Source organism: Pectobacterium parvum, from assembly GCF_020971565.1.
GTDB lineage: Bacteria > Pseudomonadota > Gammaproteobacteria > Enterobacterales > Enterobacteriaceae > Pectobacterium > Pectobacterium polare.
In genome coordinates this window covers 3578517-3595292 of sequence record NZ_CP087392.1, presented here as the reverse complement: position 1 = coordinate 3595292, position 16776 = coordinate 3578517, and the positions used below count along the sequence as shown (strand labels likewise).

14 protein-coding genes and 1 tRNA gene are annotated in these 16776 nt (G+C 49.3%); 11 read left to right on the top strand and 4 right to left on the bottom strand.

Translation table 11 applies throughout. The features are described 5' to 3' along the window. Nucleotides 1-388: 388 nt before the first annotated feature. The gene (locus tag LOZ86_RS16075) at nucleotides 389-1159 is read right to left on the bottom strand and encodes a class I SAM-dependent methyltransferase (RefSeq protein WP_039487032.1); all 771 of its coding nucleotides are present in this window, start codon (nucleotides 1157-1159) and stop codon (nucleotides 389-391) included. Between the two features lie 251 nt (nucleotides 1160-1410). On the opposite strand from LOZ86_RS16075, the gene LOZ86_RS16070 reads away from it, so the two are divergent. After that, nucleotides 1411-2211 carry a helix-turn-helix transcriptional regulator gene (locus LOZ86_RS16070; RefSeq protein ID WP_039486956.1) on the top strand — a complete coding sequence of 267 codons (801 nt, stop codon included), beginning with the start codon at nucleotides 1411-1413 and terminating at the stop codon, nucleotides 2209-2211. Between the two features lie 75 nt (nucleotides 2212-2286). Continuing rightward, the gene (gene dinB / locus LOZ86_RS16065; RefSeq protein WP_039486954.1) at nucleotides 2287-3345 is read left to right on the top strand and encodes a DNA polymerase IV; all 1059 of its coding nucleotides are present in this window, start codon (nucleotides 2287-2289) and stop codon (nucleotides 3343-3345) included. Between the two features lie 66 nt (nucleotides 3346-3411). On the opposite strand, the gene pepD is transcribed toward dinB, so the two are convergent. Continuing rightward, on the bottom strand, nucleotides 3412-4872 hold the full coding sequence (gene pepD, locus LOZ86_RS16060) for a beta-Ala-His dipeptidase (RefSeq protein WP_039486953.1): 1461 nt from the start codon (nucleotides 4870-4872) through the stop codon (nucleotides 3412-3414). Between the two features lie 331 nt (nucleotides 4873-5203). On the opposite strand from pepD, the gene gpt reads away from it, so the two are divergent. The 9 genes from gpt to LOZ86_RS16015 all read left to right on the top strand — a co-directional run bounded on the left by gpt (nucleotide 5204) and on the right by LOZ86_RS16015 (nucleotide 14063). Continuing rightward, nucleotides 5204-5662: a xanthine phosphoribosyltransferase gene (gene gpt / locus LOZ86_RS16055; protein WP_039513955.1), complete on the top strand. Its 459-nt coding sequence runs from the start codon at nucleotides 5204-5206 to the stop codon at nucleotides 5660-5662. Between the two features lie 227 nt (nucleotides 5663-5889). Continuing rightward, nucleotides 5890-7140: an esterase FrsA gene (gene frsA, locus LOZ86_RS16050; protein WP_039486951.1), complete on the top strand. Its 1251-nt coding sequence runs from the start codon at nucleotides 5890-5892 to the stop codon at nucleotides 7138-7140. Between the two features lie 104 nt (nucleotides 7141-7244). Next, complete coding sequence (crl, locus tag LOZ86_RS16045; protein ID WP_039486949.1) at nucleotides 7245-7619, top strand: sigma factor-binding protein Crl; 375 nt, start codon at nucleotides 7245-7247, stop codon at nucleotides 7617-7619. 123 nt (nucleotides 7620-7742) lie between these two features. After that, complete coding sequence (proB, locus tag LOZ86_RS16040; RefSeq protein WP_005975751.1) at nucleotides 7743-8846, top strand: glutamate 5-kinase; 1104 nt, start codon at nucleotides 7743-7745, stop codon at nucleotides 8844-8846. Nucleotides 8847-8856: 10 nt separating this feature from the next. Next, on the top strand, nucleotides 8857-10110 hold the full coding sequence (proA, locus tag LOZ86_RS16035) for a glutamate-5-semialdehyde dehydrogenase (protein WP_039486946.1): 1254 nt from the start codon (nucleotides 8857-8859) through the stop codon (nucleotides 10108-10110). Between the two features lie 846 nt (nucleotides 10111-10956). Further along, nucleotides 10957-11032: transfer RNA gene (locus tag LOZ86_RS16030), tRNA-Thr, on the top strand. 162 nt (nucleotides 11033-11194) lie between these two features. Continuing rightward, nucleotides 11195-12367: a tyrosine-type recombinase/integrase gene (locus LOZ86_RS16025; protein ID WP_039486944.1), complete on the top strand. Its 1173-nt coding sequence runs from the start codon at nucleotides 11195-11197 to the stop codon at nucleotides 12365-12367. Further along, on the top strand, nucleotides 12367-13632 hold the full coding sequence (locus LOZ86_RS16020) for an ORC-CDC6 family AAA ATPase (protein ID WP_230242317.1): 1266 nt from the start codon (nucleotides 12367-12369) through the stop codon (nucleotides 13630-13632). Before LOZ86_RS16025 ends, LOZ86_RS16020 begins: the two co-directional genes overlap by 1 nt. 17 nt (nucleotides 13633-13649) lie before the next feature. After that, a complete protein-coding gene (locus LOZ86_RS16015) occupies nucleotides 13650-14063 on the top strand; it encodes a hypothetical protein (RefSeq protein WP_230242315.1) in 414 nt (137 codons plus the stop codon). Between the two features lie 1336 nt (nucleotides 14064-15399). Here LOZ86_RS16015 and LOZ86_RS16005 read toward each other — a convergent pair. Both LOZ86_RS16005 and LOZ86_RS16000 read right to left on the bottom strand, forming a co-directional pair. Next, entirely contained in the window at nucleotides 15400-15648 is a 249-nt protein-coding gene (locus LOZ86_RS16005) for an ogr/Delta-like zinc finger family protein (protein ID WP_116156036.1), read from the bottom strand. Next, complete coding sequence (locus LOZ86_RS16000; protein ID WP_230242313.1) at nucleotides 15645-16448, bottom strand: capsid protein; 804 nt, start codon at nucleotides 16446-16448, stop codon at nucleotides 15645-15647. The genes LOZ86_RS16005 and LOZ86_RS16000 overlap by 4 nt, the downstream gene beginning before the upstream one ends. Between the last annotated feature and the right edge of the window lie 328 nt (nucleotides 16449-16776).

Below are 16776 nucleotides of genomic sequence, written 5' to 3'. Positions count from 1 at the left end.
CCCGAATCACTTACCTAAGTAAGCTCATCGGGATTCCCTCGCTTGCCGCGTTATTCGGCCTTATGGCCTCCCCCTTCGGGGTCAGCGCAAGCGCTGTTCAAAAACGCCTTGCCGTTTTTGTCCTGAAACTCGAATTATTTAGGGTATATACGCGGTATCCCCGCTACGCTTTCAGTGCGCTCGGCGAGAAGGCGTTGGAACAACCGTTATTGGTATCTATTTCGTCGGCGAATAGGTAACGACGAAAACGAAATCACATTATCATTGGTTTCATATTAATCAAGCGTTGAAAAGCGCTAAAAAATAACATTTACAAAAAACGACCCGAAAGGATGCGGGCCGTCCAATTTGAGATCGTTTTGAGATCGTTAATTGCGGAGAAAGCGTATCAGGCGCGGGTGGCTTCTATCATCATAATGTCGGTGACAAAGGAACCGTCTGCCTGTACGTCAAAATGCTGTGCCACCTCGCCCGGCAGCGTTTTTTGCAGTTCGCGAATCGCGACAGCGAAATGTTCTGGCGTGCGCATACGTGCGATCCAACTGCTGAACTCCAGCGTCAGCCTGTCGCTGGTGACGTTACGCACGATAAACCCAGCATCGGTAAACAGGCTCAGCCATTCGCCCGGCGCGTAATTGCGCACGTGTGAGGTATCGCGCAGCTTCTCTACCGTCTGCAAATAGCTGTCCAGCAGCGGATGACCGGGCGAAACGACATCCATCATGATCACGCGCCCACCCGGTTTCAGGACGCGCCGCATTTCACGTAACGCCTGTCCGACATCATGCCAGTGATGCGCGGAATAACGGCTGATGATGATATCTGCGCTGCTATCCTCGAATGGTAAAGACTCGGCTACGCCTTGCTGAACGCGGATGTTATTCAGCCCTTTTTCTGCGGCAGCCTGACTCACCACGTCCAGCATTTGGGAAGACAAATCGTAGGCGATAACTTCCGCGACGGCCTGTGCAGCGACGAAACTGGCATGTCCGGCACCGCAGCCGACGTCGATCACGCGCGCCTGCGGAAAGGGCGCTAATAAAGCAGCCAACTGGGTTAAATCTTTGCCCTGCGCATGCACCGCACTGGTCAGGTAGTTCTGCGCCTGTGAGCCGAACTGGTGTTCGACGCGATGATTATGGTTCTGTTTTTCTTCCATCATTGCTCTCGCTTTATCTGAATTGCTTTCGTTTTATCATGGGTTAAACGGCGGCGCGCCAGCCACTAAAGAAGACGTCGGTCTGAGAACACTATCCTTGGTCTAAGAACACTATAGTGAGGAAAAAATACGGGTACAATATGAGCATTTATACGGGTATAAAATACTCCCTGTTTGATTAACATGTCTTGCATTAGCGCTGCTGTCATCGTAAGCCACCTATACGAGCGGGATGAAAAGGGCACCTGACTATGTCTGCACATTCGTTTATACCTGCCAATTCTCTGAGCGGCCCAAAAGCGCTGGGGGCTTTCTTACGGGCGCTGCGTGAGCGGACTACGCCGGAAATGGTCGGCCTGCCAGCCTCCGGGCGGCGGCGCACCAGTGGGCTACGCCGCGAAGAGCTGGCGCAAATCGCCCGTATCAGCACCACCTGGTATACCTGGCTTGAACAGGGGCGTGATGTGTCCGCTTCGGCATCGGCGCTGCTCCGTGTATCGCAGGCGTTAAAACTGGAACCCGCAGAGCACGATTATCTTTTTAGCCTTGCTGGCGTGAAGGATCCTCAGAAGCAGAGTAGGGCAACGTCGCCGGATGCGCAGGTTGCCGCCAGCCTGTATCACATCACTTGTCCTGCGTATCTTCTGGATGGCAGCTGGAATATGCTGGCGTGGAATGCGCCGTCGGAACAGCTGTTTGCCGGATGGCTGGGACACGATCCCGAGCCGAACCTGCTGCGTTTCATGTTTCTGAACCCGCTGGCACGATCGCTGGTGGTCAATTGGCCGGAACGAGCGAAGCGGGTGGTGGCGGAGTTCCGTGCGGAATCAAGCCATTACGCACCGACTGACGCCGTTCGGCAAATCGTGATGTCGCTGTGTGAAGAAAGCCGTGAGTTCAATCTCTGGTGGTCGCAGCAGGCGGTAACCGCGCGTGAAGGCGGCGAGCGACGCTTCCATCATCCTTTGCTTGGCGATATTGCCTATCATCAACAGACTTTCCACCCTGCCGTGCAGAGCGAATTTAAGCTGGTGATGCTGATCGCCCAGTAAACGCGGCAGGCATCGTGCAGCTTGTCTATACTGACTTTGATCTGTATATTCATACAGTGCTGTCGGAGGGTCAGTATGCGCAAAATCATTCATGTTGATATGGACTGCTTCTACGCAGCAATTGAGATGCGTGATAACCCGCGCCTGCGCGATATTCCTCTGGCGATTGGTGGGAGCGCCGATCGCCGTGGCGTCATCAGCACCGCTAACTATCCTGCCCGACGCTACGGTGTCCGCAGCGCGATGGCAACGGCAACCGCCTTGCGCCTGTGCCCACACCTCACGTTGTTGCCGGGGCGCATGGAGGTGTATAAGTCCACCTCGCGCCAAATCCGTGAGATCTTCTCCCGCTACACGTCGCTGATCGAACCCCTTTCTCTGGATGAAGCCTATCTGGATGTCACCGATAGCCCGCATTGCAACGGTTCAGCGACGCGCATCGCCGAAGACATCCGTCGAACCATCGCCGATGAACTGAATCTGACCGCCTCGGCGGGGATTGCGCCGATCAAATTTCTGGCGAAGATCGCCTCTGAGTTAAATAAGCCGAATGGACAATATGTGATTACACCGGAGCAGGTGGATGATTTCCTGCTGACGCTCCCGCTGGAGAAGATCCCCGGTGTCGGGAAGGTAACGGCGAAACGGCTGGAAGAGCGTGGCCTGCACACCTGTGCGGATGTTCGAGTGTATGCGCTGGCGGATCTGCTTAAAGAGTTTGGCAAATTTGGCCGCGTGCTGTGGGAGCGATGTCAGGGGATCGATGAGCGACGGATTTCACCCGATCGGCTGAGGAAGTCGGTCGGCGTGGAGAAGACGCTGGCGCAGGATATTCACGACTGGGAGCAGTGTGAAAACCTGATTGAAGAGCTTTATGAGGAGCTGGAAGTCCGCCTGAAACGGGTGAAGCCCGACCTGCATATTGCGCGTCAGGGCGTCAAACTCAAGTTTGATGATTTTCAGCAAACGACGCAGGAGCATGTGTGGCCAGTGCTGAATAAACAGGATCTGTTGAAGATCGCGCAACAAACCTGGCAGGAGCGGCGTAAATCCAGAGGCGTCCGGCTGGTTGGGCTACATGTGACGCTGCTCGACCCGCAAATTGAGCGACAGCTGGTGTTTGATTGGGGATAAGGCTGTTCAGTTGAGGATAAAAAAGGGCGACGTCTCTGCGCCGCCCTGATTTTTACGACTACGTGATTACGCGCGTGGCGGAATCGCTTTCAGCAGCGCTGTCAGCAATTTCCAGTACAGATCGACGCTGCCGATATGCACTTGCTCATCCGGCGAGTGTGGCCCAGTGATGGTCGGCCCGATGGAAACCATATCCATGTCCGGGTACGGCTTCTTGAACAGGCCGCATTCCAGACCGGCGTGAATCACCATGATGCTCGGCGTCTTGTTGAACAGCTTCTGGTACGTTTCGCGAACCAGTGCCATGATCGGCGAATGCGCATCCGGCTGCCAGCCTGGGTAGCCGCCTTTCGGTGACGTTTTCGCGCCAGCCAATTGGCCCAGCGCTGTCAGCGTACCAACAACAGCGTCTTTACCGCTGTCGATCAGCGAACGAATCAGGCAGATAATTTCCGCGTGATCGTCTTCCATCGTAACAACGCCCAGGTTCAGCGACGTTTCCACCACGCCTTTGACGTCGTCGCTCATGCGGACCACGCCGTTCGGCGTGGCATTGAGCAATGCCAGCAGGCGATCGCGGCTGTCTTGCGTCAGCGGATGCTCGTTGCTGTCGCTGGCTTCCACCAGCACGGTCACGTTTTTCTCAACGGCGGACAGCTCATTTTTCAGCACAGCCAGATAATCCTGGCTCAGCGCTTTCAACTGCTCGACGTTAGCGGCAGGCAGTGACAGCGTGGCGAAGGCTTCACGCGGAATCGCGTTACGCAGCGTTCCTCCATTCAGATCGAGAATGCGGATATCCAGCGCTTTCGCCTGCTCGAACAGGAAACGTGCCAGCAGCTTGTTGGCGTTGCCCAGCCCCAGATGGATGTCGCAACCAGAATGGCCGCCTTTCAGCCCTTTAATCGTCAGCTTCAGCGTGTGGTAACCGGCAGGTGGCAGCTCGCGCACCAGCGGCAGGCGGGTGATGAAATCAATACCGCCAGCGCAACCCATGTAGATTTCGCCTTCTTCTTCCGAATCGGTATTGATCAGGATTTCGCCCTGAAGCCAGTTAGGTTGCAGGCCAAACGCGCCATCCATACCGGCTTCTTCCGTCATGGTCAGCAGCACTTCCAGCGGACCGTGCTCGACGCTCGGATCGGCTAGCACCGCCAGCGCAGAAGCCATACCAATGCCGTTATCCGCGCCCAGCGTGGTGCCGCGTGCTTTCAGCCACTCACCGTCAACGTAAGGCTGAATTGGATCGGTAGTGAAATCGTGTACGGTGTCGTTATTTTTTTGCGGCACCATGTCCAGATGCGCCTGCAACACGACAGGTTTGCGATTTTCCATACCTGCGGTTGCCGCTTTGCGCAGCAGAATATTGCCGACCTGATCGCGCTCGGTATAGATGCCTTTTTCTTTAGCCCATTCCAGAATGTGCTCGGCCAGCGCTTCTTCATGATAAGAAGGGTGCGGAATAGAACAGATTTTGGCGAAAATATCCCATAGAGGCTGGGGGGAAAGTTGAGATAATTCAGACACTATTTGAGTCTCCTTTTTAGCCACCTATCTTCGCACTCTGGCGTGCAGGCGCTACAGGTTAAAAATTAATCGCGGTTAGCCACAGAACATGGCGCGTCAACGCAGAATATCATTTTCCATCAAAGCAGGGGAATTGCCGTCGGCCCCGTCTTACTTTTCCTGCTGCAATATGAACCAATGGGCCCGGCAGGGCGCAGGTTGTCAGGAAAAACTCGATTCTCACGTTGAGAAAAACTGGTTTTTATGTTGTTGGCTATCTATAATCTCGCGCAACCTTTTTCCCCCCTCAGACTCAACTTAAGCCGTTTTTTATTCGGCTGGGATATATTTTATGAGCGAAAAGTACGTCGTAACCTGGGATATGTTGCAAATTCATGCCCGTAAACTGGCACAGCGTTTACTGCCTGCCGAACAATGGAAAGGCATCATTGCTGTTAGTCGTGGTGGTCTGGTTCCTGGCGCGCTGTTGGCGCGTGAGCTGGGCATTCGTCACGTTGATACCGTTTGCATCTCCAGTTATGACCATGACAACCAACGCGAAATGAAAGTCATCAAGCGTGCCGAGGGAGATGGCGAAGGATTCATCGTAGTTGACGATCTGGTTGATACTGGCGGTACGGCGAAGGCGATTCGTGATATGTACCCGAAAGCGCACTTTGTGACCATTTTCGCCAAACCTGCTGGTCAACCGCTGGTCGATGACTACGTGATTGATATTCCACAGGATACTTGGATTGAACAGCCGTGGGATATGGGCGTGGTTTTTGTTCCGCCTTTGTCTGGCCGTTAATCGTCAGAGCGAATATTCGTTTCCAACAATGCCCGGTTTAGCCGGGCATTGTTGTTTTTGACAGCGGTTGTTTCTGAACCTCATCTTTATCTGACGCAAGCTTTGATCTGATCGTGTGTTTCTGCCGTTGATATTTGTCTTCTCTGGCCTGAATTCGTTACACTTTAATGGGTGACGAGAAGTCGTCTGATGTCCGCTAACAGCGGTTTACATTAACGGAGGCTGCTGTGGCGCAAGCTAACCTGTCTGAAACGCTATTCAAACCGTCCTTTAAACATCCAGAAACCTCGACGTTGGTCAGACGTGCGCGGAATAGTCAGGATGTGCAGGGGCTGCATTCTACGCTGGAAGGGGAGAAGACCCGCAGTTGGTATCGGTTGATTAACCGGCTGATGTGGATTTGGCGTGGTGTCGACCCGTGGGAAATCGAAGACGTGCTGTCGCGCATTGCTGCCAGTAAGGCCGACAGAAGCAACGAGCAACTGCTCGATACGGTGATCGGCTACCGAGGCGGCAACTGGATTTATGAATGGGCGAAGCAGGGGGCAGACTGGCAGCAGCGGGCGCTCGAGAATGAAGACGGGGCACAAACCGGGCAACTCTGGTTGAATGCTGCCAACCTCTACAGCATTGCTGCCTATCCGCATATTAAAGGCGATGAGCTGGCGGAACAGGCACAAACGCTGGCAAACCGCGCCTATGAAGAGGCCGCCAAGTACCTGCCTTATGAACTCAAAGAACTGACCTTCCCGATTACGGGCGGCGGTACGCTGACCGGTTTTCTGCATATGCCAGCGCAGGCGAAAGCGCCTTTCCCTACTGTGCTTATGTGCGGCAGCCTGGAAATGTTGCAGAGCGATTATCATCGCCTGTTTCAGGACTATTTTGCGCCAGCGGGCATGGCAATGCTGACGATTGATGTTCCCTCCGTTGGATTTTCTTCCCGTTGGAAACTGACTCAGGATTCCAGTTTCCTGCATCAGCAGGTCTTGCGTGCGCTGCCGGATGTCCCGTGGGTCGATCACACCCGCGTTGTGGCGTTTGGCTTCCGTTTTGGTGCCAATATTGCCGTTCGTCTGGCATATCTGGAATCGCAGCGCTTATGCGGTGTGGCCTGTCTTGGCCCCGTCGTGCACCACCTGTTAAGCGATCCGGATCGCCAGCAGCAGGTGCCGGATATGTTTATGGATGTACTGGCGAGTCGGCTGGGTATGCCGTTCTCGACAGATGCCTCGCTGAAAACCGAGCTGGGGCGCTATTCGCTGAAAACGCAGGGGCTGTTAGGGCGCCGTTGCCCGACACCGATGCTGGCAGGCTACTGGGATAACGATCCGCTTTGCCCGAAAGAAGAGGCCAGCATGATTGTGAATTCATCCGCACAAGGGAAACTGCTGCCGGTTAATTTCTCGCCGGTGTATCAGAATTTCCACCGCGCACTACAGCAAATCAGCAGATGGTTGCAGGATAAAGTGTGTTGAACATGATGGATAAAAACGTGAGCATCGAGCAGTAACCTTGTGCCAATTGGTTGATAAATTACCATTCTCTGCTAAAAAGAATGTTCAACCAGAGGAGATCGTAGATGATGTTACCGAGTGGACACCCCAAAAGCCGACTCATGAAAAACTTTACGTCGTTGGGGCCTTATATCCGTGAAGCGCAGTGCGAGGATACCGCGTTCTTCTTTGATTGCCTGGCGGTCTGTGTCAACATCAAGCCCGCGCCAGAACAGCGGGAATTCTGGGGCTGGTGGCTGAATTTGGAAGATACCGGCACAGGTTTTGCCTATGAGTATCACTACGGTTTGTTTGATAAACAAGGCAACTGGCGTGAGGAAAAAATCAAGGATAAAGCCGTGATGGAACAGGTGGAAAATGCCAGAAAGGCTTTCCATGTTCGATTGGAGAAGCAAGTTAACGCGCTGGAACCCGCCTGTACCCTCGTCGCTCGACCGTGATACTTCCCTGACGATCCCCGATTTATTCGCAGGTTTTCGCGTTGTGCCTGTTGGCATAACGCGTCTGTCCTGCTACAACGTTTTCCTTATTCTTATTTTTTGACATTCAACGGCAGAAAAATTATGAGCGGCAGCCAGACTTTGGTTGTGAAACTGGGCACCAGCGTGCTAACCGGCGGTTCGCGCCGTCTTAACCGCGCCCACATTGTTGAACTGGTGCGTCAGTGTGCGCAGCAACATGCGGCAGGGCATCGGATTGTTATTGTTACCTCTGGGGCGATTGCCGCCGGGCGTGAACATTTGGGTTATCCCGAACTCCCGGCCACGATTGCGACCAAACAACTGCTAGCCGCTGTGGGTCAAAGTCGCCTGATTCAACTGTGGGAACAGCTGTTTTCCATCTACGGTATCCACGTCGGGCAGATGCTGCTGACGCGTGCGGATATGGAAGATCGTGAGCGTTTCCTCAACGCGCGCGACACCATGCGAGCGCTGCTGGATAACAATATCGTCCCGGTCATTAATGAAAACGACGCCGTTGCGACCGCCGAGATCAAGGTCGGTGACAACGACAACCTGTCTGCGCTGGCGGCGATTCTGGCCGATGCAGATAAGCTGCTGCTGCTGACCGATCAGGCTGGGCTGTTTACCGCCGATCCGCGCAATAATCCTGATGCGGAGCTGATCCGTGAAGTCACCGGCATCAACGATGCGCTGCGCAGCATTGCGGGCGATAGCGTATCTGGCCTCGGAACGGGCGGCATGTCGACCAAATTGCAGGCTGCCGATGTGGCCTGCCGTGCCGGTATCGATGTAGTGATTGCTGCCGGCAGCAAACCGGGTGTGATTGGCGATGTGATTGCCGACATCTCCGTCGGAACGCGTTTTCATGCGCTCGATGCGCCACTGGAAAGCCGCAAACACTGGATTTTCGGTGCTCCACCTGCGGGGGAAATTACCGTCGATGATGGTGCGCTCTCGGCGATCCTCGAACGCGGCAGTTCGCTGTTGCCTAAAGGCATCCGCACCGTAGAAGGGAACTTCTCTCGTGGTGAAGTGATCCGCGTGCGTAGTCTGGCAGGCCGCGATGTGGCGCATGCCGTGACGCGCTATAACAGCGATGCGTTGCGTATGATTGCCGGACACCACTCTCAACAGATTGCCGATATTCTTGGCTACGAATATGGTCCGGTGGCTATCCACCGCGACGATATGATTATCAATTAAGGAGTTCGCGATGCTTGAACAAATGGGTAAAGCGGCAAAAGCGGCCTCTTATCAGCTAGCGGTCTTGAGCACGGCTCAGAAAGACCGCGCGCTGCTGACGATTGCGGATTTGCTGGAAGCCGAGAGTGCGACGATTCTGGCGGCTAACGCGCTGGATTTAGCCGATGCGCGCCAAAATGGCATGAGTGAGGCGTTGCAGGATCGCCTGCTCTTAACGCAGGACAGACTGAGCGCGATTGCCAGCGATGTGCGTCAGGTCTGTCGCCTGACCGATCCGGTAGGGCAGGTGATTGACGGCAGCATGCTGGATAACGGGCTTAAGCTGGAGCGTCGCCGCGTGCCGCTCGGCGTGGTCGGGGTGATTTATGAAGCGCGCCCGAACGTCACCATTGATGTGGCGTCCCTGTGCCTGAAAACCGGTAACGCGGTGATTCTGCGCGGCGGAAAAGAGACGTACCGCACCAATGCGGCGACAGTAAAAGTGATTCAGCAGGCGCTGTCGCAGTGCGGCCTGCCTGCCGCTGCGGTGCAGGCAATTGAAAGCCCAGATCGTGAGCTGGTCAATCAGTTGCTGAAGCTCGATCGCTACGTGGATATGCTGATTCCGCGTGGCGGTGCTGGTCTGCATAAGTTGTGTCGCGAACAATCGACGATTCCGGTCATCACCGGTGGTATCGGCGTTTGTCACATCTATGCTGACGACAGCATCGATTTCGACAAAGCGCTGACGGTCATTGAAAGCGCCAAAGTGCAGCGCCCTAGCGCCTGCAACAGCCTGGAAACGCTGCTGGTCAATCAACAGATTGCCGACCGCTTCCTGCCAGAGCTGAGCAAGAAAATGGCCGCTGCGGGCGTTACGCTGCACGCTAGCCCTTCAGCGATGCCTTATCTGACCGGTGGCCCGGCAAGCGTCGTTGCGGTGGAAGAGGCCAACTATAACGATGAATGGCTCTCTAACGACCTGAACGTTACGCTGGTGGACGATCTGGATGCGGCAGTTGCCCATATTCGCGAATATGGTACACAGCACTCTGATGCGATTCTGACGCGTTCCTTGAGCAATGCGGAACGCTTCGTGCGTGAAGTGGATTCCTCTGCGGTGTATGTCAACGCCAGTACGCGCTTCACCGACGGCGGTCAGTTCGGTCTGGGCGCGGAAGTGGCGGTCAGTACCCAGAAACTGCATGCGCGCGGCCCAATGGGACTGGAAGCGCTGACCACCTATAAGTGGATTGGTTATGGCGACGATTTGATTCGCGCCTAATTACTTAATGGCTGCGTATATCAAAGAGATATGCGCAGCGTTATTTTTATTCCGCTTTTTACTTCAGATATTTTCTAAATAAAACATCTCATTCCAATTGTGATTTTTTGCTGTGTTATATGTAGTTAACTTAAAGTTTAATACAGCAATACAAACGCAATAAAATAACCGCATAAGAGAAATATCCTCCAATAGTAACAGGCTATGCTTTGTGGGCGTTTCACAAATACATAACCTGTCTTGCTATCGGAGGATAAAGGGTAATAATTACTTATCCTCTATTACAATAACGCGTTATTTCACATTAACGCTGATGCTTCTCTGCGGCAGAGTGGATTGAGTCGGCGGTTTCACGAGCATTCTTTTCCATATCAGTGACGTACTGAAAGATAACGACTTACGCTGCTCAATGAGTGGAAAGGGTTGCTGTTACGACAATGTGGTAATGGAAAGCGTTTGTCAGCAGAGAAGAGGCGATGAATACGATACTCGATTATATCGAAGTGTTTTATTAATCGTCGTCGCAAACATTCAACGCTGGGTTATCAAACACCGGTGGATTATGAAATGGCGGCGTAATTAGGTGGGAGTGATTTCACATGATTAGGGACCATCTTTCTGGTACTTCACCCGAAGAAGAGGGTGACTATAGGAAACATGCTCCACATGCGTGTCCGTTAAGCCGAAAAACTATAGCATATGACGCTATTAGCACGGAAAATTATCAGAACAGCGTGGATGCTGATAAAATCAGCAGACGATCGCCAAACGCTTGACTTGACGTGCCATTATCACTAATTTGTCACCCCGTAGTTCACGTCAGGCTCTCGTCACGACGATCCCAAAGCCGATATAGCTCAGTTGGTAGAGCAGCGCATTCGTAATGCGAAGGTCGTAGGTTCGACTCCTATTATCGGCACCACTAGCTCCTCCGAATACATCCGAGAAAGTCCATAAAATCCTTTAAAATCAATTATTATTGCTACTTTTACGTCCATGTGCGTCCGATATTGTCCAGTGACATCCGGGTATTAATGTGTATAGGATTGTGTATAGACAGGTTAGATAAAGGATTCCTATACACATGGCACTCAACGATATGCAGGTTCGTAGCGCGAAGCCTGAAGAAAAGCCTTATACACTCGGTGACGGCTTAGGGCTTTCATTACTTATTGAGCCGACAGGCAGCAAAAGCTGGCGTTTTCGCTATCGTTTCGGCGGTAAGCCCAAGATGATCTCTTTCGGCGCTTACCCATTGGTGAGTCTGGCTGAAGCGCGTAAAAAACGCGATGAAGCACGTAAGCAGGTATTAGACGGTATTAATCCAAGCGAGCATCGCAAAGCACAAAAACTTAATCTGATGTCTGAATCAGAGAATACCTTTGAAATAATCGCGCGTGAGTGGCACGCCATGAAAAGTGCGCGTTGGTCGACGGGGTACGCTTCTGACATCATGGAAGCCTTCAGGAATGATATTTTCCCCTATGTGGGGAAACGTGCCATCGCAGAGATAAAACCGCTAGAACTGCTGAATGTCATGCGCAAGATGGAGAAGCGCGGTGCATTAGAGAAAATGAAAAAGGTTCGCCAGCGTTGTTCCGAGGTATTCCGCTATGCGATCGCAACGGGGAGGGCAGAGATCAACCCAGCTGCGGACTTGACTAGTGTACTTACCACGCACAAAGCACAGCATTACCCATTCCTTAAAGCTGATGAGATCCCGGCGTTAATTCAGGCGGTTGAGTCCTATACCGGTAGCGTATTAGTGCAAATAGCGGCCAAACTGCTGATGTTGACCGGCGTGAGAACGATAGAGCTCCGTGCGGCAGAGTGGTCAGAATTTGATCTCGAGCACGCAATCTGGGAAATCCCAGCGGAAAGAATGAAAAAGCGACGTTCTCATCTTGTCCCCTTGTCCACACAAGCGCTATCTTTGTTAAGCCAACTACAAACCATCAGTGGCAACTATAAATATGTGTTTCCCGGTCGGAACGATCCCAATAAGCCCATGAGCGAGGGAAGCATCAACCGTATGATAAAGCATATAGGTTATGAGGGACGGCTAACGGGGCATGGTTTCAGGCATACCATGTCGACTATCCTGCATGAACAAGGCTATGACTCTGCATGGATTGAAATGCAGTTGGCGCATGTAGATAAAAATAGTATTCGTGGGACTTACAACCATGCTCTTTATCTTGAACAACGCCGAGATATGATTTCTTGGTATAGTGAATTTCTTGTGAAAGGGAACTAATGATGAGTATTAAAAAAACTGAAATAAGAAATTGTATTAGCAAGTTAGCCAATAATATCAGAGCTGAAAAAATTGACTATAGTAGCTATCTTGAACTTTACTCTGGAGATGAAAATATAAGGAATATAAATAATATTAATAATAGTGTTATTTATGGGAGAAGAGGCTCTGGCAAAACTCATCTTTTAAAAGCTTTGTCAGAAGATGTACTGAATGATTTCTCAAAGGATAAAATATTTCCTGTTTATATAGATTTAAGACGAATTATACCTTTGATTCCAACTAGTTCTGAGAGTCAAGATGTAAATGTTGTGCTAATATTTAAGTATTTAATTCAAGAAGTATCATATTCACTTTATCAAAATATCCCTACTATTTTGGAGATGAGCGAGTTTGATACTAAAAATCAAATTTTATTTGAAATTAAGCTAAGTGAATTAAAAGAGTTATTTTCAGAACTGTATTTGGAATTTGATGGAAGAGAACTGAAAAAAACAAATGATCTTACTGTGTCAGAAGAAGAAGTGAAGAGCATTAATGGCGGTTTGGAAGTATCCAAGAATCCTAGCTTGAAGCTATCTGCTGAGGGTTCAATTAAGGAATCAAAAAAAACAGAAGTTAGAATGCATATTTCTATTCTTCATATAACAAATACCATCGAGAAAATCATTGAATCTTTAGGGGTGAGATATATTATGATTTTGCTTGATGAGTGGTCTGAGATATCTAAAGATACACAGCCAGCGCTAGCTGAGATAATTAAGAAAACATTTTCAGCTATAAGTGTTATTACAAAAATTGCTGCAATTCCAAATAGAACTAATCTTGGGTTCAAGAATGATAATAAATTCTTTGGGTTAGAGGATGGTGGGGACATATTCGGCTATCACTTAGATCTAAGATATGTATTTGAAGTAAACAAAAATCAAACTCGAGATTTTTTTAATGATCTCTTGTATAAACATCTTTCATCTATAGATAAAAATGAAATAGATGCTTTAATTAAAAAAGAGAAAAAAACAAAAGATAGTTTTATTAATATTATGTTTGCAAATGTCTCATTGAATGAAATTTTAATTGCTTGCGCGGGGATTCCTCGGGATTTCATGAATCTTTTCCTGAATAGTTATGATAGGTTTATGCTTTCTTCTAGCTCAAGTGCATTAAGGATAAGCGTTAAGAATTTGCGTTCTGCAAATGCCGAATGGTATGAAAAAGATAAAAAAGAACAGGTTGATAAAAATGAAATTGAAAAAATCTTTTAACTAAAATTGTGCAAGAAGTGATCGAAAAAAAGAAGTCTATGCATTTTCTCATTCCAGAGAAATATTCAAATAATAAGCATATACAAAATCTTATTGATTTTAGAGTGATACATTTACGGAAAAGCGGTTACTCGCATCAAGATCATGCAGGGGTTTCTTATAACGTTTATTCCATAGATTATGGATGCTATAATTCATTGAATATAACAAAAAATAAATTAGATACTAGCGTTATTAATGACATTAACATTAAGGAATTGAGAGAGATTAGACGAATTTCTTTAGAGGATTCTTTTTTTCAGGCTTTTATGATGGATATTGGAGAAGCTTTCATTTGTCCTCATCTATCGTGTAAAAAACCTATCGATGTAAATCATCCTGCATATGTAAAACAAGGGCTGTGTAATAATTGTTTTGATAAGGTGATTTAATTTTTAATTAAAATGTGAAATATGGGTTGTTTTAAAAAAAATCCTTTTTTCTATATTATCTTATTGGGTTGTATTCTATTAATGCAAGTTGTGATTTTTTTTAATGAAAGTGTGGTCTTTCGGTTTTCATATTTTATGAATAATAGATATGTAAATACACTAATTTTTTTTATAAATTAACAGAGTGTTGATTGAGTTTTCGCTAACATATCTGGTTTAAAAATAGATTAAATGAAAAAATTGATATGATGGTGAGAGCTATTTTTACTTGTTTATTCACACAAGGAGTTATACCACACTTGAAGTGTACGCGCATTTCATCTGCTGGAACCGGATATCAATCAGAAAATGTACGGGCTACTGGAATATAAATAACTTCACACATTGATGTTCGACTTCTCATCGTGCAAGGCCAATGCTGACGGGGTACTGCATCCAATAAATGTAGCGCTATTATGCAAAACTATTTATCAGCTTGCTGAACACGGTATAACTGAACTAGTTAGTGATGCTGTTTTTGGCTCAAGTATTATCAGAATTTCGCATTTGCGGGCTACAATTACGTACATGGCTGATGCCACGTAACGTGGCACAGACATAGATAAGCTATACGTGTAATACAATAAGGCTAGGAAATTTCAAAATCCTGTCTATCTGTGAACCTAAAAGCAAACCAGACAGTATTAAAATTGCGCCATTTAGCTAGTGAGGAAAGATGAAAAAACACCAGCCGTGACGGTCTGCAGGTTCCTGCCGTGTGTGCCATCGAAAATGATGTGGGTTATCCCGAATGACACAGGCGGTTTTGGGGATGAAGAGCAGGTAAGCCTAGTATTTTTCAGGATCGAACTGATTCTATTACAGGAACGAATGGAAGAGATTAATTGTGTGATCGCATTTAAGCCGTGCAAACGGACAGAAAAGTAGCTAACAGCATGACCAGAGGCTTTTTTATATCCCTTCCAGACCCCACCAATCGCATTTCATACGCACCAGTGAAAAACTAATCCCACGTACGATACTCAAACGGGAACCTCAAAACTGTGGCACAGCGGTGCGGCATGAATCACGTCTAAACACTCTCGCGCGCAATGCTATCCCCGCCACGCCTGCCCGCTTTGTGTAGCGCTTTTCATGCAGTTGCATGGAAGCGCTCAGGCCGCGCCAGTACTGGCGCTGTAGGGCAGATTCAGGGGGAAGTATTGCATGCAATTCCATGCACCGTATGCATGCACGGTCAAAAAATCGCTAGCCAGAGAAAAAAGCTCGCAAAAAAGCCCGCGCAATGGCGGGCGACTTCCTGATGCTGACGGTAATGAAATTATAATCTGACTAATTAACTCCGCAGGGTTGAGGCTGGATAATCCTTATATTTTTTCTGCATGGCCGGGGATAACGGAATATACGGCACCGGCAGATCTTTTCGGTTCGATGGCTGAATAATTTCCTCTATCGATTCCAGTGTCCGGAAAGTTGCTGAGCATTCAATATTCCGGCATTGGTGATAGCGCTGTTTAACGTTCTCCGATAACGAGCGACTGGTTCGCGCATGGGCAGCGTGGCCGCAGAACGGGCAGTGCATCATGGCTTCGCCCCTTGTGTTTTGTTTTTCTGTGCCAACTCTTTGTTCATTACCATCTGACGCGCCGGACTTTTGTAGAGATCCATATCAACGCCGGTGAGTGCCGGACGGTGGAGGTTAAGCTGTGAGATAACCGGTTCCTGTTCCATATTGAAGGTGTAATAGTGGCTCTGGGTCAGCACATGCGCACCCAGTTCCTGAAACAGAGTGTTATGGGGGGGTTCCTCTCCTCTCATTTCCAGCTCACGCAGGCGCAGGGCGAAAGCCCGTACCATAGCAGGGCTAATATTTTTCATCGCTGCCGTCCATTCACTCTGAGCGTAGACGGAGAATGCCTCCAGATGGGAATTGACGTAAGCTTTTCCGGATGTGCAGGCGGCCAGCATGGCACGAGATTTTTCGGCCTCTAGTTCAGCAATCAGCGTGGTGAATTCTTCTGCCAGCTCACGACCGGTCACTCGCTTACCGTGTTCAGCTTTCAATTCTGGGGTCATCACACCGCGCAATTCACGGAAACGGGTACGCCAGTTATGATCTGCCTCAGCACTTTCCTCTAGGGCATTATGGCGTTCTTTCTCACTGTGGGTAATGGCTGCGCCGATATCGTTCAGTTTCAGCATATTCTCCGTGTGGGCGGCTTTTGCTTGGCTGAATGACTCCAGCGCGTTGTTTGTGCTGACGGTGGCGTTATGGCTGGCCTTTTCATTCATGACGTTCAGAGCACTGTCGATGAGATTACGTGTTTTCTCATCCTGGGTGCTGCCAATGGTTTTCAGTACTGCGGTAAGCATGTCAGTTTTCATTATCGGGTTCTCTGTGTTTTCAACCTGAAGCTATTCTGCCGCTCACCACACAACTCCCGCTATCTGAGCTGGTTGTGTCACTTCCCACACAAAACAATCTCTACAGCACGCCGCCCCCCAATTGAGAACTAACTCTTTTATAAAACTATTCACTACTCTTCATCTGAGAAAAAAGAATAGATAAATCAATAAATAAATGGGTGAAGAGTTGATAAGGAACTCTTCACCGAGTGTTCATACTGTTCACCCGCTTTTTTGAGCCTTTTTTCTGGCGAGCGGCTTTTTTAGAACTTTTATCTATAGCTGGGAGGAAAAATAAAGAAAGGAA

Bases quoted from the DNA above. Each gene is read 5' to 3' on its own strand.
- LOZ86_RS16075 (WP_039487032.1), bottom strand. From the start codon at position 1,159: ATGGAAGAAAAACAGAACCATAATCATCGCGTCGAACACCAGTTCGGC.
- LOZ86_RS16000 (WP_230242313.1), bottom strand. From the start codon at position 16,448: ATGAAAACTGACATGCTTACCGCAGTACTGAAAACCATTGGCAGCACC.
- gpt (WP_039513955.1), top strand. From the start codon at position 5,204: ATGAGCGAAAAGTACGTCGTAACCTGGGATATGTTGCAAATTCATGCC.
- proB (WP_005975751.1), top strand. From the start codon at position 7,743: ATGAGCGGCAGCCAGACTTTGGTTGTGAAACTGGGCACCAGCGTGCTA.
- LOZ86_RS16005 (WP_116156036.1), bottom strand. From the start codon at position 15,648: ATGATGCACTGCCCGTTCTGCGGCCACGCTGCCCATGCGCGAACCAGT.
- LOZ86_RS16070 (WP_039486956.1), top strand. From the start codon at position 1,411: ATGTCTGCACATTCGTTTATACCTGCCAATTCTCTGAGCGGCCCAAAA.
- LOZ86_RS16020 (WP_230242317.1), top strand. From the start codon at position 12,367: ATGATGAGTATTAAAAAAACTGAAATAAGAAATTGTATTAGCAAGTTA.
- crl (WP_039486949.1), top strand. From the start codon at position 7,245: ATGATGTTACCGAGTGGACACCCCAAAAGCCGACTCATGAAAAACTTT.
- proA (WP_039486946.1), top strand. From the start codon at position 8,857: ATGCTTGAACAAATGGGTAAAGCGGCAAAAGCGGCCTCTTATCAGCTA.
- LOZ86_RS16025 (WP_039486944.1), top strand. From the start codon at position 11,195: ATGGCACTCAACGATATGCAGGTTCGTAGCGCGAAGCCTGAAGAAAAG.
- dinB (WP_039486954.1), top strand. From the start codon at position 2,287: ATGCGCAAAATCATTCATGTTGATATGGACTGCTTCTACGCAGCAATT.